This is a genomic window from Burkholderia sp. Bp9142 (genome assembly GCF_003853415.1).
Taxonomy (GTDB): Bacteria; Pseudomonadota; Gammaproteobacteria; order Burkholderiales; family Burkholderiaceae; genus Burkholderia.
In genome coordinates this window covers 40,351-58,792 of sequence record NZ_QTPP01000050.1, presented here as the reverse complement: position 1 = coordinate 58,792, position 18,442 = coordinate 40,351, and the positions used below count along the sequence as shown (strand labels likewise).

The 18,442-nt window shown below is 68.9% G+C and carries 18 protein-coding genes; 10 read left to right on the top strand and 8 right to left on the bottom strand.

The features are described 5' to 3' along the window. Positions 1-82: 82 nt before the first annotated feature. The 4 genes from ribBA to DIE22_RS34115 all read left to right on the top strand — a co-directional run bounded on the left by ribBA (position 83) and on the right by DIE22_RS34115 (position 4,503). Positions 83-1,210, top strand: coding sequence for a bifunctional 3,4-dihydroxy-2-butanone-4-phosphate synthase/GTP cyclohydrolase II (gene ribBA, locus DIE22_RS34130; protein ID WP_124498866.1), 1,128 nt, complete (start codon positions 83-85; stop codon positions 1,208-1,210). Between the two features lie 172 nt (positions 1,211-1,382). Further along, complete coding sequence (locus DIE22_RS34125) at positions 1,383-1,802, top strand: helix-turn-helix transcriptional regulator (RefSeq protein ID WP_124498867.1); 420 nt, start codon at positions 1,383-1,385, stop codon at positions 1,800-1,802. Between the two features lie 2 nt (positions 1,803-1,804). After that, entirely contained in the window at positions 1,805-3,139 is a 1,335-nt protein-coding gene (locus DIE22_RS34120) for a type II toxin-antitoxin system HipA family toxin (protein ID WP_124498868.1), read from the top strand. 128 nt (positions 3,140-3,267) lie between these two features. After that, the gene (locus DIE22_RS34115; RefSeq protein WP_124498869.1) at positions 3,268-4,503 is read left to right on the top strand and encodes an NADH:flavin oxidoreductase; all 1,236 of its coding nucleotides are present in this window, start codon (positions 3,268-3,270) and stop codon (positions 4,501-4,503) included. Between the two features lie 52 nt (positions 4,504-4,555). Here the strand turns inward: DIE22_RS34115 and DIE22_RS34110 are convergent, their stop codons facing one another. After that, complete coding sequence (locus tag DIE22_RS34110) at positions 4,556-5,683, bottom strand: 4-hydroxyphenylpyruvate dioxygenase family protein (protein ID WP_124607147.1); 1,128 nt, start codon at positions 5,681-5,683, stop codon at positions 4,556-4,558. A gap of 357 nt (positions 5,684-6,040) precedes the next feature. On the opposite strand from DIE22_RS34110, the gene shiA reads away from it, so the two are divergent. Further along, positions 6,041-7,348 carry a shikimate transporter gene (gene shiA / locus DIE22_RS34100; RefSeq protein WP_124498871.1) on the top strand — a complete coding sequence of 436 codons (1,308 nt, stop codon included), beginning with the start codon at positions 6,041-6,043 and terminating at the stop codon, positions 7,346-7,348. Positions 7,349-7,559: 211 nt separating this feature from the next. Continuing rightward, complete coding sequence (locus tag DIE22_RS34095; protein ID WP_124607146.1) at positions 7,560-8,861, top strand: UDP-N-acetylglucosamine 1-carboxyvinyltransferase; 1,302 nt, start codon at positions 7,560-7,562, stop codon at positions 8,859-8,861. A 188-nt stretch (positions 8,862-9,049) separates the two neighbouring features. Here the strand turns inward: DIE22_RS34095 and DIE22_RS34090 are convergent, their stop codons facing one another. Both DIE22_RS34090 and DIE22_RS34085 read right to left on the bottom strand, forming a co-directional pair. Further along, entirely contained in the window at positions 9,050-9,463 is a 414-nt protein-coding gene (locus DIE22_RS34090; protein WP_124607145.1) for a PIN domain-containing protein, read from the bottom strand. Next, positions 9,450-9,683 carry an AbrB/MazE/SpoVT family DNA-binding domain-containing protein gene (locus DIE22_RS34085; RefSeq protein ID WP_012366057.1) on the bottom strand — a complete coding sequence of 78 codons (234 nt, stop codon included), beginning with the start codon at positions 9,681-9,683 and terminating at the stop codon, positions 9,450-9,452. The genes DIE22_RS34090 and DIE22_RS34085 overlap by 14 nt, the downstream gene beginning before the upstream one ends. A 166-nt stretch (positions 9,684-9,849) precedes the next feature. Between DIE22_RS34085 and DIE22_RS34080 the strand changes: the two genes are divergently transcribed. Next, complete coding sequence (locus DIE22_RS34080) at positions 9,850-10,620, top strand: IclR family transcriptional regulator C-terminal domain-containing protein (RefSeq protein WP_124498875.1); 771 nt, start codon at positions 9,850-9,852, stop codon at positions 10,618-10,620. Between the two features lie 15 nt (positions 10,621-10,635). Here DIE22_RS34080 and DIE22_RS34075 read toward each other — a convergent pair whose 3' ends face one another. From DIE22_RS34075 to DIE22_RS34055, 5 genes are all read right to left on the bottom strand, one after another. Then, positions 10,636-12,936 (bottom strand): ATP-dependent DNA helicase, encoded by a 2,301-nt coding sequence (locus DIE22_RS34075; protein WP_124498876.1) that lies wholly within the window; start codon positions 12,934-12,936, stop codon positions 10,636-10,638. Then, positions 12,933-14,627 (bottom strand): VRR-NUC domain-containing protein, encoded by a 1,695-nt coding sequence (locus DIE22_RS34070; RefSeq protein WP_124607144.1) that lies wholly within the window; start codon positions 14,625-14,627, stop codon positions 12,933-12,935. Before DIE22_RS34070 ends, DIE22_RS34075 begins: the two co-directional genes overlap by 4 nt. 105 nt (positions 14,628-14,732) lie before the next feature. Further along, positions 14,733-15,620: a MipA/OmpV family protein gene (locus DIE22_RS34065; RefSeq protein ID WP_124498878.1), complete on the bottom strand. Its 888-nt coding sequence runs from the start codon at positions 15,618-15,620 to the stop codon at positions 14,733-14,735. 207 nt (positions 15,621-15,827) lie between these two features. Further along, positions 15,828-16,139, bottom strand: coding sequence for a hypothetical protein (locus DIE22_RS34060; protein WP_034179544.1), 312 nt, complete (start codon positions 16,137-16,139; stop codon positions 15,828-15,830). 300 nt (positions 16,140-16,439) lie between these two features. Next, positions 16,440-16,751 (bottom strand): hypothetical protein, encoded by a 312-nt coding sequence (locus tag DIE22_RS34055; protein ID WP_124498926.1) that lies wholly within the window; start codon positions 16,749-16,751, stop codon positions 16,440-16,442. 101 nt (positions 16,752-16,852) lie between these two features. On the opposite strand from DIE22_RS34055, the gene DIE22_RS34050 reads away from it, so the two are divergent. From DIE22_RS34050 to DIE22_RS34040, 3 genes are all read left to right on the top strand, one after another. Further along, complete coding sequence (locus tag DIE22_RS34050; RefSeq protein ID WP_124498879.1) at positions 16,853-17,101, top strand: hypothetical protein; 249 nt, start codon at positions 16,853-16,855, stop codon at positions 17,099-17,101. A 339-nt stretch (positions 17,102-17,440) separates the two neighbouring features. After that, positions 17,441-17,872 (top strand): CBS domain-containing protein, encoded by a 432-nt coding sequence (locus DIE22_RS34045; RefSeq protein WP_124498880.1) that lies wholly within the window; start codon positions 17,441-17,443, stop codon positions 17,870-17,872. A gap of 68 nt (positions 17,873-17,940) precedes the next feature. Continuing rightward, positions 17,941-18,441: a PRC-barrel domain-containing protein gene (locus DIE22_RS34040; RefSeq protein ID WP_124498881.1), complete on the top strand. Its 501-nt coding sequence runs from the start codon at positions 17,941-17,943 to the stop codon at positions 18,439-18,441. Position 18,442: the final 1 nt, after the last annotated feature.

The window sequence follows — 18,442 nt, the reverse complement described above, 5'->3', positions numbered from 1 at the left end:
GCCGGATATAGAGACGCAGCCCATCCTGTCTGTCAGAAACGCAAGAAAGCTGTTGCAAACGGGACGCGTTCATATAGGCGCAATGACGCTCGCCAGTACGCCGGAAATCGTCGACGAGTTGCGGGCGGGGCGGATGGTCCTGCTCGTCGACGAAGAGGATCGCGAAAACGAAGGCGATCTCGTGATCGCGGCCGATCACGTGACGCCCGAAGCGATCAACTTCATGGCGCGCTTCGGGCGCGGGCTGATCTGCCTGACGCTGACCGCCGAGCGCTGCGAGCAGCTGAGGCTGCCGCCGATGGCCGATCACAACGGCACGCCGTTCGGGACTGCCTTCACCGTCAGCATCGAGGCGGCCGAAGGCGTGACGACCGGCATTTCCGCGGCCGATCGGGCGCGGACGATCCGCGCGGCGGTCCGCTCGGGCGCGCGCCCCGACGATCTCGTGCAGCCTGGCCACGTATTTCCTATCGCCGCGCGCCCGGGTGGCGTGCTGGTGCGCGCGGGGCACACGGAGGCCGGCTGCGATCTCGCGGCGCTCGCCGGGCTCACGCCCGCGTCGGTGATCTGCGAGGTAATGAACGACGACGGCACGATGGCACGGCTGCCCGAGCTGAAGGCGTTCGCCGCGCATCACGGGCTGAAGATCGGCACGATCGCGGACCTGATCCATTACCGCCGCGAGCACGAATCGCTCGTCGAGCGTGTCGGCGAACGGCCGCTGCATACGCCGTGGGGCCGGTTCCGCGCGATCGAGTATCGCGACACGGTGCACGGCGCACCGCATCTCGCGCTGGTGCGCGGCGAGCCCGATCCGTCGACGCCCGTGCTGACGCGCGTGCACGAATGCCATTCGCTGCTCGACCTGCTCGACGCCGAACCGTCCGCGCACTCGTGGCCGCTGCACGCCGCACTGCAGCGGATCGATGCGGCCGGATGCGGCGTCGCGGTGCTGCTCGACTGCGACATGCGCGGCGACGCGATGCGCCCGCCGCCCGCCGGCCATGCGCGCCGCGACGGCCGCGTGACGGGGATCGGGTCGCAAATCCTGCGCGAGCTCGGCGTAAGACGGCTGAACGTGCTGTCGAGCCCGTTCCGGCTGCCGGCGCTGTCAGGGCACGAGCTGGAAATCATGGCGTTCATCCCGCTCGGCGACGACGATCCGGAAAGCGCGCGCGCCGTGCAGGCAAGCCCGCTGCAGGCGGCGTGACGCGGCGCTGACGGGCGCGCGCCGCCCGTTCGTGCACCGATCCATGGATCTCCATTTGACAGGCTATCGTTTGTTTTTATGAAATACAGTCTCGGGTTTGTATTTTGACGATACATACCATAGACTGTATTTTTCGATTACAAGCGATCGCCTGTCATTTCGCGGAGAGCCCATGGCATTTCCTGTCCAGACCTTGAGCCAGTTGCGCCCGATCCTCGTCGGCTTCCGGAAGTCGGCGGGATTCACGCAGGCGCAGCTCGCCGCCCGCCTCGGCGTCACGCAGCAGTCGTACGCGCAGCTCGAAGCCCATCCGTCCGCGGTCAGCATCGAACGGCTTTTCAAGGTGCTGAACGTGCTCGGGGTTCGCCTGGCGCTCGATCCAGGCACGCCGGACGACGCAGCGGCGCCCGACGACACCGCATCCGCTCCCGCGCCCAAGCGCGCACCGGCCGCGCGCGGCCGCTCGTCCGGCTCGTCCGATATGCCGGTCCGTCCGCCGGCAGCCGCAAAGGCGCCATCCACCGGCGCGCGGAAACGGCCTGCCGCGGCGACACCCGGCAAGCCTCGGGACACCAAGCGGGAGGACTGGTGACGATGGCCCGCCGCCCCCGCCTCGACCGCCTCGACCTGTGGATGAACGGCATCCCGGTCGGATACTGGGAAGTCCGGCGCGGCGTCGAGCGCCTCGTCTACCTGCCCGCGTGGGTCGACGATCCGCAGGGGCGGCCGCTGTCGCTATCGCTGCCGTTCACGCCCGGCAACCAGCCGCACCAGGGCGCGATCGTCGCCGACTACTTCGACAACCTGCTGCCGGACAGCCAGCCGATCCGCCGCCGCATCGCGCAGCGCTACCGGCTCGGATCGACCGCGCCGTTCGAATTGCTTGCATCGATCGGCCGCGATTGCGTCGGTGCACTGCAGTTGCTGCCGCCCGACGAGACGCCGGTCGACCTGCAGGCGATCGACGGCACGGCGCTCGACGATGCAGCCGTCGCCGACGTGCTGCGCCACGCGACCGCGGCACCGCTGCCCGGCCACGCGGAGCCGGACGGCGAACTGCGGCTGTCGATCGCCGGCGCGCAGGAAAAGACCGCGCTGCTGCGCCACGGCAACCGCTGGCTGCTGCCGTCGGGCAGCACGCCGACCACGCATATCTTCAAGCTGCCGCTGGGGCGCGTCGGGAACATGCAGGCTGACATGCGCACGTCGGTGGAGAACGAATGGCTGTGCTCGAAGATCGTCGCCGCCTATGGCCTGCCGGTCGCCGCGTGCGACATCGGCCGGTTCGACGACCAGAAGGCGCTGATCGTCGAGCGCTTCGACCGCCGCCCGTCCCGCGACGGCACGTGGATCCTGCGGCTGCCGCAGGAGGACATGTGCCAGGCGACCGGCACGCCGTCGGGGGCGAAATACGAATCAGACGGCGGGCCGGGCATCGCGACGATCATGGGCATCCTCGCGAATTCCGTCGATGCCGCGCGAGACCGGATGAACTTCTTCGTCACGCAGCTCGTGTTCTGGGCGCTCGCGGCCATCGACGGCCACGCGAAGAATTTCAGCATCGCGCACCTGCCGGGCAATACGTATCGCAGCACGCCGCTGTACGACGTGCTGTCCGCGCATCCGATCATCGGCACGCGACGCAACCAGCTGCCGCCGCGACGCGCGCGGCTCGCGATGGCCGTGTGCGGGAAGAATCGCCATTACGTGATCGGCGACATCCAGCCGCGTCACTGGATCGCGCAAGGCAGCCGCGTCGGCCTGACCGAGGACGACGTACGCGCGGCCATGGCCGACGTGGCCGCACGCACGGAACCGGTGATCGCCGACGTCGCATCGCGCATTCCGGCGGATTTCCCGGCGGACGTGGCCGATGCGATCTTCGACGGGATGCGCCGCCAGGCGCGCAAGCTCGGTGCGGCCGAGTAGGCGGTGCGTGCACGGGCCACGCACCGGCGGCGGGTCGTCGGCCGGCACCGGGTCGTCCACGTGGACGATGCGGCCCCGCGCCGACTCGGGACAATGGTCGCCGTGCCCATTCCCGACGCCCGCCCGACATGGAACCCGCCGCCCTCGATACCGCGTTCAGCCCGCTGCAGATCGGCCCGCTGACGCTGCGCAACCGCCTGATCAAATCCGCGACCAACGAAGGGATGACGCCGAACGGCGTGCCGTCGCGTGCGCTCGTCGGGTTTCATGAGCGCATCGCCGAAGGCGGCGCCGCGCTGACGACCGTCGCGTACTGCGCGATCAGCGACGACGGCCGCACGTTCGTCGACCAGGCGCGGCTCGATGCGCCGACGGTCCGGCAATTCCGCGCGCTCACCGACGCGGTGCATCGCCACGGTGCGGCGGCATCCGCGCAGATCACGCACGGCGGCTGCTTCACGTTTCTGCCGTCGCTGTCGACGAAACGGCCGTTGAGCGCATCGGGCGGGTTCAACAAGGTCGGCGTGATGAGCGGCCGCTTCCTGAAGCAGGCGATGACGCGCGACCAGATGACCGTCGTCGCCGACGAATTCGCGCATGCGGCGCGACATGCGCGCGATGCAGGCTTCGACGCGGTCGAGATCCACATGGGGCACGGTTATCTGCTGAGCCAGTTCCTGTCGCCGCTGTACAACCGCCGTCGCGACACGTACGGCGGCGATGCGGCGCGTCGCGCGGCGTTTCCCGTCGAGGTGCTGCGCCGCGTGCTCGATGCGGTCGGCCGCGATCTTGCCGTGGTCTGCAAGATCGGCGTGACCGAAGGCGTGCGCGGCGGTGGAACGGCCGACGACGCATGCGAGATCGCGCGGCGGCTCGAGGCCGAAGGCGCGCACCTGCTCGTGCTGAGCGGCGGGATGAACGTCGAATCGGTGTGGCAGCTCTTCGGCAGCCCGCTGCCCGGCGATGCGCGCGCGAACGCCGGCAACGCGATCGTCCGCGCCGCGATGGCGCTGCAAAAGCTTGCCGAGCCGAAGATGGGCGCGTTTCGGGAGATGTATTTCCTCGAGCATTCGAAGCAAGTGCGCGCGGCCGTCCGGATGCCGCTCGCCTATCTCGGCGGCGTGCGCTCGCGCGAGAACATCGCGCTGGCGATGCGCGAAGGATTCGACGCGGTGGCGCTTGCCCGCGCGCTCGTGTTCGAGCCGGGTTTCGTCAACGGACTGCGCGACGGCCTGCTCGCGCAGTCGGGCTGCACGTCATGCAACCGCTGCGTCGTGTCGATGTACACGCCCGGGGGTACCGCGTGCGTGCTCAAGGCGCCGAACGACCCGGCGCCGAACCGCGTGCCGGCCGTGGGTGCTTGAGGTCAGGCCGCGGCGAATCGGCGGCCGCAACGACTGCCGCGCGCCCTGCCGTTCAGCCGGCGTCGCGTGCGCGGGCCAGCGCCGCGAGGTTCCCTTCCCCGAATCCGTGGTGCCCCTGCCGCTGCACGATCTCGAAGAAGATCTCGCCGGGCCGGCGCTTGACGAAGGTCTGGAAGAACAGGCGCGGCACGCCGTCGCTGCCGATCTCGCCGTCGACCAGCACCGCGCGGCGGCGCAGCGCATCGAGATCGACGCCGTGCCCCGGCAGCCGCGCATCGACTTCGTCGTAATAGCGCGCCGGCGGCTCGATGAATTCGACGCCGTTCGCGCGCAGCGCGTCGACACTCGCCAGGATGTCGTCGGTCGCCAGCGCAACGTGCTGGACGCCTTCGCCGGGATGGTCCGGCAGATACGCGTGCATCAGCTCGGTGCGCCGCGTGCCCTCCTCATAGACCGGAATCCGCACCGCACCGCACGGCGACACCATCACGCGCGACTCTTCCGACACATGCCAGTGCGCGTCGATTTCGTGGATTTCGCGGAAGTGCAGCAGGTCGTGGTAGAAGTCGAGCCATTCGCGCATGCGCCCCGCGCCGACCGTCTGCGTGAAGTGGTCGACCTGCTGCAGGCCCGTGCCTGCGCAATCGAGATCGGTATGCGCGGTCGCGATGTCGATCGGCCGGAAATCGATGTCGAAGATCGAGATGTCGCCGACGCCGCCGCGCTGACCGTCCCGCCCGCGCCAGCGGTCGACGAAATAGAGGTGCGAATCGCCGATCCCCTGGATCGCCGGAATCTTCAGCTCGCCGACCCCGACCCGCTCCCCCTCGAACGCCCACGCGCCGAGTTCGATCGCCCGCTCGAACGCGCGCCGCGCGCTGGCCACGCGCAGCCCGATCGCACAGACGCCCATCCCGTATTCCTCTGCATAGCGCGCGGCGAACGAATCGGGTTCGGCGTTGATCAGGAACTGCATCTGCCCTTGCCGGTACAGCGTGACGTCCTTGCTGACATGGCGCGCGATCGCCTTGAACCCGAGTTGCTCGAAGCGTTGCGCGAGCGCGTCCGGCACCGGCGCCGCGAATTCGACGAATTCGAGTCCGGCCATCCCGAGCGGATTGGCGGCCGGATCGGCAACAGGCGGCGTATCGCTGGACAGGGGGTGGGAATTGCCGGGCATTCCAGTCTCCGGGGGCATGCAATCGATGGGGATGACACCCGGTGCGGGCGGCATGCCCGGCCGATGTGACGGCCGGACATCCGCCCGATCCGGGCGCGGTTTTGATGGTCCCGATTTTAACCAGATCGTTCACGGCGGCACACCCTGGCCGAACGGGATATCGGCCCCTCGCCTAGTGCAAACCCGAAAATCGTTCGATAATCGCACACAACCGAACGATAATCGCGCAATTTAACCGATCGGCCAATTGCCGTGATGGGGCGCGCGCCCTATTCTCCGTTCACCCTTCGACTTCAATGCAGCATCGGACGCGGCGCCGCCACGATTCCACGATGCGCCGTGCCAGGAGACTTCGCCATGACCCCAACCTTCGACACCCTCGACGCCGCCGCCGGCGCCCGCGCGCGCAACCAGGCCCGCAAGGCCGCGATCGGCAGCTTTGTCGGCGCCGTCGTCGACTGGTACGACTTCCTGCTGTACGGGATCGTCGCCGCGCTCGTATTCAATTCCGAATTCTTCCCGAAGGTCAGCCCGACCATGGGCACGCTTGCGGCATTCGCGACCTTCGGCGTCGGCTTCCTGTTCCGCCCGCTCGGCGGCGTCGTGTTCGGCCATTACGGCGACCGGCTCGGCCGCAAGCGGATGCTCGTGCTGACCGTGATGCTGATGGGGCTGTCGACCGTCGCGATCGGCCTGCTGCCGAGCTTCGCGACGATCGGCTGGTGGGCGCCCGTGCTGCTGGTGCTGATGCGTGCGATCCAGGGCTTCGCGGTCGGCGGCGAATGGGGCGGCGCGGCGCTGATGGCCGTCGAAAGCGCGCCGAAGCAGAAGAAGGCGTTCTACAGCAGCGGCGTGCAGGTCGGCTATGGCGTCGGGCTCGTGCTGGCCACGGGCATCGTGTCGATCCTGAACCATGCGTTCGGCGAGGCCGCATTCAAGGCCTGGGCGTGGCGTGTGCCGTTCGTGCTCAGCATCGTGCTGGTCGCGATCGGGCTGTGGGTACGCAAGAACATGGACGAGTCGCAGGAGTTCGTCGAGAAGGTCGAGCACTCGAACCGCAAGCTGCGCCTGCCGGTGCTCGAAGCGCTGACGCGCCATCCGAAGGCGTTCCTGCTGATCGTCGCGCTGCGGCTCGCCGAGCTGTTCACGATGTACATCGTCACCGCGTTCGCGCTCAGCTATTCGACGACGAACCTCGGCATGTCGCGCGACCTGTTCCTGAACATCGGCCTGCTGGTCGGCGCGGTGAGCTGCGTGACGATCCCGTGCTTCGCGTGGCTGGCGGACCGCTTCGGCCTGCGCCGCATCTACCTGATCGGCGCGCTGATCGGCCTCGCGTCGGCGGTGCCGTTCTTCGTCGCGCTGGAGTCGCGCTCGATCGCATGGATCGTGGTGTTCTCGATCCTGTTGGCCAATGCCGCGCACGACATGGTCGTGAGCGTCCAGCAGCCGCTCTTCACCGAGTTGTTCGGCGCCGAATACCGTTACAGCGGCGCGGGCGTCGGCTACCAGTTCGCGAGCGTCGTCGGCGGCGGCTTCACGCCGTTCATCGCGGTGGCGCTGGTCAGCATGGCCGGCGGTTCGTGGCACCTCGTCGCCGGCTATCTCGCGGTAGGCTGCCTGATCTCGCTGGTGGTCGCCGCGCGGATGCGGGCGGCGCAGTGACGCAATGACCGGATGGCCGGCCCGATACGCGGCCGGCCATTCCCGCACCGGCTGCCATCTCCGGCCAGCCGGACGGGCGCGGCCCCCGCCCAACGTCAAACACGGTCAATCCCGCGCGCGGAAGCCCTTTTTCCCCTCTGAACATCCCACACCGCCCGCCGACCAATGGCATCATAGGGGCCTACGTCAGTCACCGATACGCCCCCATATCATGTCGAATCTCATCGTCCACGGCGGCACCCCGCTGCGCGGGGACATCAAGCCGTCCGCGAACAAGAACGCCGTCCTGCCGATTCTGTGTGCGACCCTGTTGACCGATCAGCCGCTGCGCCTCGTCGGCGTGCCGGACATCACCGACGTGCGCAAGATCCTCGACATCTTCCGCACGCTCGGCAGCGACGTGTCGGTCGACTTCACGACGGGCATCCTCGAGCTCCACCATCGCAACACGACGTTCGACCCGGCCGTTCACCGCCTGCCCGAGGCGATGCGCTCGTCGATCATGCTGATTCCGCCGCTGCTCGCGCGCTTCGGCGTCGCGCGCCTCGAGAACGACGTGAAGGGCTGCACGCTGGGCGTGCGCGAAATCGATCCGCACGTCGAGGTGTTCGAGCGCTTCGGCGCGCATATCGAGCGCACGCCCGATTCGCTGATCGTCCGTGCCGACGGCCCGCTGACGGCCAACGATCACTGGCTCGACTACGCGTCGGTGACGACCACCGAAAACTTCGCGCTGTGCGCGACGGCGGCGAGCGGCACGTCCACGCTGATGAACGCGGCGTCCGAGCCGCACGTGCAGGAGTTCTGCCAGTTCCTCGCGATGATCGGCGTCGCGATCGAAGGCATCGGCACGTCGCGCCTGTGCGTGACGGGTGGCGGCAAGCTCGGCGGCGGCGAATTCCGCTTCGCCGAGGATTTCCACGAAATCGCGACGTTCCTTGCGCTCGGCGCGATCACGGGCGGCGACATCACGGTGCGCAACTCGTCGCCGGAGCATTTCCCGCTGATCGACCGCACGTTCGCGAAGTTCGGCGTGACCGTCACGCACCGCGACGGCTGGTCCCGCGCGGAACGCGACGGCCCGCTGCGCGTGCGCCGGCCGTTCACGCAGAACATCCTGACCAAGGTCGAAGCCGCGCCGTGGCCGTACCTGCCGGTCGACCTGCTGCCGATCTTCATCGCGCTCGGCGTGCGCGCGGAAGGCAGCGCGATGTTCTGGAACAAGGTCTACGACGGCGCGCTCGGCTGGTCCGGCGAACTGTCGAAGTTCGGCGCGCACGTGCTGCTGTCGGATCCGCACCGGCTGATCACGTTCGGCGGGCTGCAACTGACGCCGGCGCGCGTCGAGAGCCCGTACATCATCCGTGTCGCGATCGCGCTGCTGATGGTGGCCGCGAGCATCGAAGGCCGTTCGGAAATCATGAACGCGCTGCCGATCCGGCGCGCGCACCCGCATTTCGTCGAAAACCTGCGTTCGGTCGGCGCGAACGTCGAGTGGACGAGCAGCGAGTAATGTCATGCCGGATGCGGCGCGCATGACGTCCGCGCCGCGTTCGACCCTCCCGCTCTTCACGTTCGATCGGCGGCGACGTGCTGCGCGGATCCAGCTTCAGCCATGGGCCGTCGGCCGTCGTCGGGTTCGTATCGGCCGTCCGCCCTCGTCATTCCCTTGCGCGCCGGCGTGCCCGGAATCGCCGACGTTCAGGCAAACGGATTTCGCAATACCGGACCGCCCGCCACGCGCAAGCCGTCGTGCATGTCCTCGGTGTACAGGTATTCACATCCTTCGATCGAGGCAGTCGCCACGATGCACGCGTCGTGGAAGGACAGGCCGTGCCGCTCCGCCAGTCTTCGCGCGAGGTCGTGTATATCGACCGTGATCGGCACGACATGGCACAAGCGCCTGACCGGCTCAAGAAACTGCCCCACCTCGCGCCAGGGCATCCGCAATTTGCGGCTGCAAACGCTGGCGACTTCGTTCAGTACCTGAACGCTGATGGTCGGCCGTCGAAGGAATAGCGCCTCAGCACGATTCGCCTTGGTTTCGTCCTCCGACAGCAGATAAAGCACGACATTGCTGTCGACGAACGATTTCGCCGATTCAATCCCGCTCATTCGCGTCGTCCCGGCTGAACTTGAAGTCGGCGGGCAGCTTGCCCCTGAAACGCCTCAACCGCTGCAGCAGCTCGTCGGGCCTCGGCTTGCGACTCACCGCGAAAACGCGCGGGCTGTCGACCACGATTTCGATATCGTCGCCTTCACGAAGCTCCAGTGCGTCGACCACACTCGCCGGAAGACGGACCGCCAGGCTATTACCCCATTTCGCGACCTGCATGCGAGCCTCCATAGATATACGTGAATGATTGAATGTCCTCAATGCGAGTCCGCGCAATTGGCCGAATGGGTGGCTCAGGGGCGTCGTATGTCGCATTACCTCGCAGGTCGCGCGATAATCGCCCACGCCCGCGCGAATACCGCGCATCCACCTGTGCGCACCGACGATGAAAAAGCCCGACCTCGACAGACGCGACTGGATTGCCGGCCTCGAAAAAGGCCTGATGATCCTCGAGGCGTTCGACAGCCAGCACGCGCGGATGACGCCCACCCAGGCCGCCGCCCGCACCGGCCTGACGCGCACGGCCGCACGCCGCTACCTGCTGACGCTCGAATCGCTCGGCTACGTGTACACCGACGGCAAGCTGTACGGCCTCACGCCGCGCGTGCTGCGGGTCGGCTGGTCGTACTTCGATTCCGCCCGTCTGCCGCGCACGGTCCAGCCCTATCTGCAGCAACTGAGCGCGTCGCTGAACGAATCGGCGTACGTGAGCGTGCTCGACGGCTGGGAACTCGTGTTCATCGCCCGCAACGGCGTGTCGCGCGTGATGACGACGGGCTTCGTGCTCGGCGCACGCGTGCCGGCCCCGCTGACGTCACCCGGTGTCGTGCTGCTTGCGCATCATCCGGATCGGGAGGCCGTCCGCGCGTGGCTCGACGACACCGAGCTCGCCCCCTTCACCCCGCACACGATCACCAACAAGGCACGCCTGCTCGAACAGGTCGACCATGCGCGCGACGCGGGCTTCGCGGTGATCGAGCAGCAACTGCAGGTCGGCGTGCGCGGCATCGCGGTGCCGCTGAAGAACCGTCACGGCGAAGTCGTCGCCGCGCTGAGCACGAACATGCCGATCGGCGCCGAATCGACGGACGCGGCCGTGCGGCGCGTGCTCCCGCATCTGCAGGAAGCCGCGCTCGCGATGCTCAACGTGCTGTAGGAACGCCGGTGCCGGTCACCCGATCCGCCACCACCTCGGCAGCAGGTCGCGCACCTCCCGCCGCCGGTAACGATCGTCGATCAGATGCACGACGCCCTCGTCGTGCTCGGTGCGGATCACGCGCCCGGCCGCCTGCACGACCTTCTGCAAGCCCGGGTACAGGTACATGTAGTCGTACCCGTTGCCGAAGCGCGCATCCATCGCGCGCCGCATCTGTTCGTTGACGTCGTTGACCTGCGGCAGCCCGAGCGTCGCGATGAACGCGCCGATCAGCCGCTCGCCGACGAGATCCACGCCTTCCGAGAACGCCCCGCCCAGCACCGCGAAGCCGACCCCGCGCCCGCCCGCGTCGAAGCGCGCGAGAAACGCGTCGCGCTCGCTTTCGGCCATGCCGGGCGCCTGGGCCCACACGGGCACGTCCGGATGGCGCGCCTGCATCAGCGCGACGATGCGTCCGAGATAGTCGAAGCTGCTGAGAAAACCGAGGTAGTTGCCGGGCCGCGTCGCGTATTGCGCGGCGATCAGGTCCACGATCGGTTCGAGCGAGCGGTCGCGGTCGCGCCAGCGCGTCGATACGTGGCTTGCGACGCGCACGGTGAGTTGCTCTGCGCGAAACGGTCCGTCGACGTCGAGCCAGCCCGTGCCGGTCGGCAGCCCGAGCGTGTCGCGATAGAAATGAAACGGGCTCAGCGTGCCGGAAAACAGCACGGTCGCGCGCGCGGCTTCGTAGCGCGGCGCGAGAAAGCCGGCCGGAATCACGTTGCGCACGCACAGCGTCGACTGGATGCGGCGCCGGCGCCCGGCCGGCGCGACGCCGTCGAGCCCCGACTGGCGCGGCAGCGGCTCGCCGTGCAGCGTCGCGTCGAAGATCGACGCGCTGTCGAACGCATCGGCGAGCACGCCGAACTGGATCGCCTCGAAATGAAAGCGCAGCAGCGCGTCGCCGTTCGCGCGCGGCGCATCGGTCAGGTGTTCGCCGATCGCCGCGACGAGGTTCTGCACGGCCGACACGATCGGCCCCGGAATCTCGGGGTACGCCGCGTAGCGCCCGGCCTGCGCGCGATTGACCGTGCCCCACGCGCGCGCGAGCCGGTCGAACGCCTTGCGTAGTGCCGCCGGCGCCGCCTCGCGCGCGGCCGCGAACGCGAACGGGTCGAGCGATGCGCTGTACATCTTGCGTGCGCGATCGAGCAGGTTGTGCGCTTCGTCGACGAGCACGCCGACACGCCACTGGTTCTGCTGCGCGAGCGTGTGCAGCATCGCGCTGCCGTCGTAGTAGTAGTTGTAGTCGCCGATCACCATGTCCGACCAGCGCGCCAGCTCCTGCGCGAGGTAGTACGGACAGACGTCGTGCGCGCGTGCAGCCTCGCGCACGGTGTCGCGATCGAGCAGCCCGGCGCCGATCGCCGCGTCGCGCGCGGCCGGCAGCCGGTCGTAGAAACCTTGCGCGAGCGGGCACGATTCGCCGTGACACGCGCGGTCCGGATGCTCGCACGCCTTGTCGCGCGCGACGAGCTCCAGCACGCGCAGCGGCAGCGCCGGCGTGCCGGCGCCGAGCGTCGCCGCCGCCTCGAGCGCAAGCGCGCGGCCGGGCGTCTTCGCGGTCAGGAAGAACACGTGATCGAGCTCGCCCTCGCCGCACGCCTTCAGCAGCGGGAATACCGTGCCGAGCGTCTTGCCGATGCCGGTCGGCGCCTGCGCCATCAGGCAGCGTTCGTCGCGCGCCGCCCGATAGACGGACACCGCCAGCTCGCGCTGACCGCTGCGGAATTGCCCGTGCGGAAACGTCAGCGCACGCAGCGCCGCATCGCGGGCCGCGCGATGCGCGGTCTCGCGCTCGGCCCAGCCGACGAAGCACGCGCACTGCTCGGCGAAGAACGCGGCGAGCGCGCTCGCGCCGAGCGTTTCCGTCAGCACGGTCTCGCGCTCGGACACGATGTCGAAATACACGAGCGCGACGTCGATTTCAGCGAGGCCGCGCGCATCGCACATCAGGTGCGCATAGACCTTCGCCTGCGCCCAGTGCAGTGCGCGATGATTGGCCGGCATCGCCTCGAGGCTGCCGCGATACGTCTTGATCTCCTCGAGCCGGTTCGCGACCGGGTCGTAGCCGTCCGCGCGCCCGCGCACGGTGAGCGTGCCCCAGGTGCCGCACAGTGCGATCTCGGTTTCGTAGCGCGCGCCGCGCTTCGACGTGACGGCGCCGTGGCCGGCGATGCCCTCGAGCGCGGTCGGCGCGGGCGTGAAGCGCAGGTCGAGATCGCCGCGCCGCGCGGTGAACTCGCACATCGCCCGCACCGCGACGACATAGCTCATGCGGACAGCCCCGCGGCTTCGGCCTGCGCGACGTCCGCGCCGGCCCATTCGACATCGACGACACGCACCGGAATCCCGTGCGCGATGCAGTACGCGAGCCAGCGTGTCTGGTTGTCCTGCAGCCGGTCGCCGGGGCCCTTCACCTCGATCAGCTCGTAGCGCCGCTCGCCCGGCCAGAAACGGACGAGGTCGGGCAGCCCCGACCGGTTGCCGCGGATATCCGTGAGCAGGCGCGTGAACCACAGCCGCAGGTGCTCCGGCGGCAGGCAGGCGAGCGCGTCGTCGAGCAGTTCGTCGGTCAGCACGCCCCAGAACACGAACGGCGATTGCAGCCCCGTCTTCGTCGCGAAGTGCCGGCGAATCGTGTCGCGGTACGCGCCCGATTCGAGCTGCGCGAAACAGGCGGCGAACGCGTCCGTGCGACGCACCGCGAAATCGGGCGCGTGCAGGTCGGCCGGGCCCCGCTGGAACGGGTGGAAGAACGCGCCGGGCACGGCCGCGAACACCGGCTCCCAGCACAGCAGCCCGAACAGCGAATTGATCAGCGTGTTCTCGACGTAGTGAACCGGCGCATCGGGTTGCGCAAGATGGTCGCGCACCGCGAATTCGACGCTGACGAACGCTTCGGGGCGCACCAGCACGAGTGTTTCGCGCGGCACGTCAGGCGCGCGGCCCGCGCGTTCGACCCGCTGCCCGAGACGGCGCTGCAGGCGCGGCAGCATCCGCTCGACACGCTGGCGCTCCTCGTCGCTTTCGAAGCCGCCGCGCGCCTCGAGCGCCAGCGCGAGCGCATCGCAATCGCGTCCGCAGCGTTCGAGCACGCGAATGCGCCGATGCCGGCTGCCCGGCCAAGCGCTGCGCGCATACGCGTCGAGCGCGGCGGTCCAGTCGGCGCGCCGCTCGCAGGTCTGCCCGAGTGTGAACAACAGCTTCGCGCGGCGCGTCGCGAGCCACGGCTGCGCGCAGCCGACCGCGTCGATCGCCTGCAGCAGGTCGTCGAACGGCAGCTCGTCGGGCCACGCGTCGAGTGCTTCGCGGCAGGTCTGCAGCGCGAGATACGCATCGACGTCGGCGCGCTGCTGGAACGCGCGCGACGACGGCGCGAACGGCACGCTTTCGTACTGGAACACGCCGAGATCGGCGAGCACGAATTCGCTCCAGTCCTGATGAAGATTGCCGAAGAACATCAGCCGCAGCCGGTCGCACAGCGCACCGACCGTCACGCGCAGCACGCGATCGCCGGCCTGCGCGCACCACGCGTCGAGCGGCTGCGCGACGTCGTGCGCGGGCCGCAACCGGTCGAGCCAGGCGGGCTTGCGCTCGCCCGCGTGCGCGGCGAGCGACGGGAACACCTTCAGCAGATCGGCCTTGGTCGACAGCGCGAACAGCGCGTCGAGCGTGAGCGCGGGCGCCGGATCGACCCAGCCGAGTTCGACGAGCGGCGCGGCCGCGTCGAGCGTGCCGCCGATTTCGTCGTACACGAGCTTGCTCGCCCGGAAGTCGGATCCGCTACGCATCAGCATCCGCACGAGCAACGCGCGCGACGCTTTCGGCAACTGCGCGAACTGCGCGAGAAACGCGTGTTCGTGCGCGTCGAGCAGGTCGTCGTAACGCTCGCCGAGCCAGGCCAGCGCGCGTTCGAAATTGGTCAGGTAGTAAAACGCCGGGGGCGTCGGCGAGGCTGGCGTCACGGGGATCGATCACTGTACGTTTGTACAGGTCGGAATCATATCAAATGTGACGAAGAATGCCGCATGCCGCGCACCGCCCGGGCGCCCCGCAGGGCTGCTGTCCGATCAGAACTGGTAATTCACCGACATGTCGAACACGCCGTTCGTCGACTGCTGCGTGATCGGGCTGCGCCTTGCGCGGCCGACGAGCTGTTCGATCGCGCCGTCGATCGTCACGAACCAGTGCTTGTTGACGAACCACACCATCGTCACGCCGGCGCCGAACGACTTCATCCCTGCGCCCGACGAATAGGCCGGCAGCCCCGAGCGCGCGGACGCTCCCGGGTTCACGCCGAACCAGCCGTTCATGTAGCGCGAATCGGCGAACGACACGGTCGGTCCGGCGAACCAGAAGAAGCGCTCGTTGCTGCCCGGCATCGGCATGTACGCGGAGAAATCGCCGACCCAGCCGTTCGAGCCGCCGATGCTGCGCCGGACATCGGCGCGCAGCACGAGCGGGAAATCCTTCGAGATCACGTAATCGGCCGCGAGCTTCATCACCGGCGCCGCGTTGATGTTGTCGAGCCCGTTCAGGTGGTCGAGATCGTCGGCCGAGCGGCGTCCGAGGTCATAGCCGACCGACACGCTCACGCGCCAGTTGGGCCCGCGCAGCACGTTCGCGCCGAGCCCGTCGCCCGTCGACAGGAAGAACAGGTCGCGATAGCGCACGTCGAAGTTCGGGCCGCCCATCACGCGGTAGCGATCGGAGCCCGCGTAGCGCGGCTGCAGCGTCATCGCGGCGCCGACGCTGACCTGCCACGTGGGGACGGTCGGACTGAACAGCTTCTGCAGCGGGACGCCCGCCGAGTATTGCCATTCGCCGAGCGGCGAAGGCGTCTGGGCCGACGCGTCGCGGGCACCGGCCGCCGCCAGTGCCGCCAGTGCCGCGAAGGCCGACAGGCCGGACACGAACCGGCGGGTGCCGGGTGACAACAACGGGCGGGCAACGATCATCAAGGCGGCCTCCGTCGGTTGCGCGAAACGAACCTGAGGGAAAGCGCGTCGCAGCCCGACCGGCTGCAACGGCAGGCAGCCGACGGTGCGAACGTAGCGTGCGCTGAATTAACGAACATCCTACGCGACGCGCGCGAAGCCGCAAAGCGCCCGTTGAGCACGGGCACTTTGCCGGTTTCAGGAACACGTCGGCGGATGGTTGCGGAATCAGAAACGCTCGACGTGATAGTCGCCGGCGAGCGCGGCCGGACTGCGCGTCGACATCATGCGCGAGAAACCGTCCGCGAGCCGCCCGAGCGCGAGCTGCTTCTGGCTCGCGTCCCAGTGCGTGTAGGTGTCGTAGGCGGCGTCGTCGAACGACACGGTAACGGCGACCGGGCGGCCGCTCGCGCGAAAGCCGATATGCAGCACGCCGCCCGGCAACTCCTCGATGTGATAGCGCAACGAACGCGACTCGAAATAGCGGCCCAGCACCTGAGCGATCGCGCGCTTGTCCGGCGATTGCACGTGAATGTCCATGATGGTCCTCCTTTCAGTGATCGCGCGGCCGGCCGCGGTTCGCTGCGCCCGCCCGGCATCCGCATCGGCGGCGGCCGCGACGGCGGATCGCCCTGCGGCAGGCCCGGCGGCACGGGCGGATCGACCGGATCGTCGTGCTCGGGCAGCGCCGGGTCGGGATCGACGTCGGGCGTCGGTTCGGGACGGTGCAGCATGGATCGCGTGTTCATGTCACTCCTGCGCGGCGGCTCGCGCGTGTCGATTGGCGCGGCGACCGTGCGCAAGCAGCGTGCCTGATCGTCGGTGCAGCCGCTCGGCCGGTCATGCGTCGTAAGCCGCCATCACCCGCCGGAGCGGGCGCCCTTCGGCGGCGAGCCGCACCGCGAGCGCGAACGGATCGGACGGCGCACACGGCGCGACCCGCGCCCGCTGCACGCACTCCGGCCTCGCGTACACGGCATGGTTCAGCGCGCGGACTGCGTCCTTCCCGTCGAACATGCGCCGCTCGGGCCGATAGACCCGCGATTCGCGCTTCCTGGTCGCGAACCGCTCGCACACTTGACTGCGCACGTGACTGACATCGCCGCCGCACACGTTCGCGTCGTAACGTATCCTTTCCTTGGGTGCGTTCATCACGATGCCCTCTCGTCCACGCCGGCGGCTGCAAGCGTCATGCCGCGCACCGGCACGGGTATGGCGCTTGCACCCGTCGTTACCAGCAAGGAGGTCCGAACATGACCGTTTTCGCCACCGGCCGCCGCGACGCCGTGTCACCGGCTGCCGGCCTGCTCCCCCGCGCCGCGCCGCGCAAGCCCTCCGACGACAAGACGGAGAAGCGTATCGACGAAGGGCTCGAGGAGACGTTCCCGGCCAGCGATCCGCCCGCCGTTGGCGGTGCGACCCGTATCGACCCCGCCAGGCCGTCCGGCAAACGCGACCGTCGCGTGCCCGACGCCCCGCCACCGCCCCGCGATCACGGCTGACGGCGGCACCCGGCCCCCGATGCGCGGCAGCGCGGCCGGGCCGGCACAACAGGAGTGAACTGATGAAACGCATGGAACGTGCATGGCACGAGGTCAGCGGCGCCGCGGGCGTCGCGGCGCTCGCCGCGATCGAGAGCGCGCTGGTGCTCGCCATCGTCGTGCTGACGGGCGTCGGCCACTGACATCATCGCTCGCGGCCCGGCCGCGGCTGCCGCCGTGGAAGATGTACAAGCCGACTGGCAAATTTCTCCGTGGCCCGGCCGCGCAGGGCCGGCGCGTGCCGCTTGAACGCGGCACGCGTCCTGCTTCCGGATCGTCTCGCTCACGAAGGAGGCGTTCATGTATCGCGTCAACGAGATCATGTCGCGCGACGTGGTGTGCGTCGCGCCGACCGACACGATTCGCCATGCAGCCGGATTGATGCAGCGATTCGATATAGGCGTGCTGCCGGTCTGCGACGGCACCGAGCTCGTCGCGATCGTGACGGACCGCGACCTCGCGGTGCGTGCACTGTCGCACGGGCATTCCCCCGACACCCCCGTGAAGGCCGTTGCATCCGCGCCCGTGCAGTGGTGCGTCGAGGACGACGGCGTCGGCGACGTCCAGCAGCGGATGGCCGACGTGCAACTGCACCGGATGCCGGTGCTCGACGCCCAGCACCGGATCGTCGGCATCGTGTCGCTCGGCGACATCGCGACGCGCGCGGGCGGCCCGGCCCGCGACGAGCTGGCGAATACGCTCGAGGACGTGTCGTTGCCACGCCGCCGCTGACCGGCTGCCTGTCACCCATGCGGCCCGCGATTCTCGCGCACCGCGCCGCTTCGACCAGGAGATACGCGATGACAACGGACAGACCGTCGCGCACGCATGCGCGCATTGCTGGCGACAGCGGCAGTTCGGCCGGCGGGCCGGGGCCGGACGTGATGGCCGCCGGCACACTGGAGGACGACCACGTGCTGACGATGGACGGCGACGACATCGGCAAGGTCACGAACATCATGCTCGACGTCCGCTCGGGCCGGATCGCGTATGCGGTCGTGTCGTCGGGCGGCTTTCCCGGGATCGGCGACAAGCTGTTCGCGGTGCCGTGGAACGTGCTGACGCTCGATGTCGAGCGCCGCTGCTTCGTGCTGCCGGTGCCGACCACGCGCGTGCGCGAAGCGCCGGGCTTCGACAAGGACCGCTGGCCGGCGATGGCCGATCCCGCGTGGGCCGACGCACTGCACGCATACTACGGTGCGGCGCCGTACTGGCTGATCGAGGAAGGAGAAACGGCGCTCGACGCGCCACCTTACGAGGCGTCGCCCGGTGGCCCGGAGAGCGACACGCGGCGGCACTGAC

Bases quoted from the DNA above. Each gene is read 5' to 3' on its own strand.
- DIE22_RS34085 (WP_012366057.1), bottom strand. From the start codon at position 9,683: ATGCAGGTCGCGAAATGGGGTAATAGCCTGGCGGTCCGTCTTCCGGCG.
- DIE22_RS34065 (WP_124498878.1), bottom strand. From the start codon at position 15,620: ATGATCGTTGCCCGCCCGTTGTTGTCACCCGGCACCCGCCGGTTCGTG.
- DIE22_RS34050 (WP_124498879.1), top strand. From the start codon at position 16,853: ATGACCGTTTTCGCCACCGGCCGCCGCGACGCCGTGTCACCGGCTGCC.
- DIE22_RS34110 (WP_124607147.1), bottom strand. From the start codon at position 5,683: ATGCCCGGCAATTCCCACCCCCTGTCCAGCGATACGCCGCCTGTTGCC.
- DIE22_RS34120 (WP_124498868.1), top strand. From the start codon at position 1,805: ATGGCCCGCCGCCCCCGCCTCGACCGCCTCGACCTGTGGATGAACGGC.
- DIE22_RS34115 (WP_124498869.1), top strand. From the start codon at position 3,268: ATGGAACCCGCCGCCCTCGATACCGCGTTCAGCCCGCTGCAGATCGGC.
- DIE22_RS34060 (WP_034179544.1), bottom strand. From the start codon at position 16,139: ATGGACATTCACGTGCAATCGCCGGACAAGCGCGCGATCGCTCAGGTG.
- ribBA (WP_124498866.1), top strand. From the start codon at position 83: ATGACGCTCGCCAGTACGCCGGAAATCGTCGACGAGTTGCGGGCGGGG.
- DIE22_RS34055 (WP_124498926.1), bottom strand. From the start codon at position 16,751: ATGAACGCACCCAAGGAAAGGATACGTTACGACGCGAACGTGTGCGGC.
- DIE22_RS34090 (WP_124607145.1), bottom strand. From the start codon at position 9,463: ATGAGCGGGATTGAATCGGCGAAATCGTTCGTCGACAGCAATGTCGTG.
- DIE22_RS34040 (WP_124498881.1), top strand. From the start codon at position 17,941: ATGACAACGGACAGACCGTCGCGCACGCATGCGCGCATTGCTGGCGAC.
- DIE22_RS34125 (WP_124498867.1), top strand. From the start codon at position 1,383: ATGGCATTTCCTGTCCAGACCTTGAGCCAGTTGCGCCCGATCCTCGTC.
- shiA (WP_124498871.1), top strand. From the start codon at position 6,041: ATGACCCCAACCTTCGACACCCTCGACGCCGCCGCCGGCGCCCGCGCG.
- DIE22_RS34080 (WP_124498875.1), top strand. From the start codon at position 9,850: ATGAAAAAGCCCGACCTCGACAGACGCGACTGGATTGCCGGCCTCGAA.
- DIE22_RS34075 (WP_124498876.1), bottom strand. From the start codon at position 12,936: ATGAGCTATGTCGTCGCGGTGCGGGCGATGTGCGAGTTCACCGCGCGG.
- DIE22_RS34045 (WP_124498880.1), top strand. From the start codon at position 17,441: ATGTATCGCGTCAACGAGATCATGTCGCGCGACGTGGTGTGCGTCGCG.
- DIE22_RS34095 (WP_124607146.1), top strand. From the start codon at position 7,560: ATGTCGAATCTCATCGTCCACGGCGGCACCCCGCTGCGCGGGGACATC.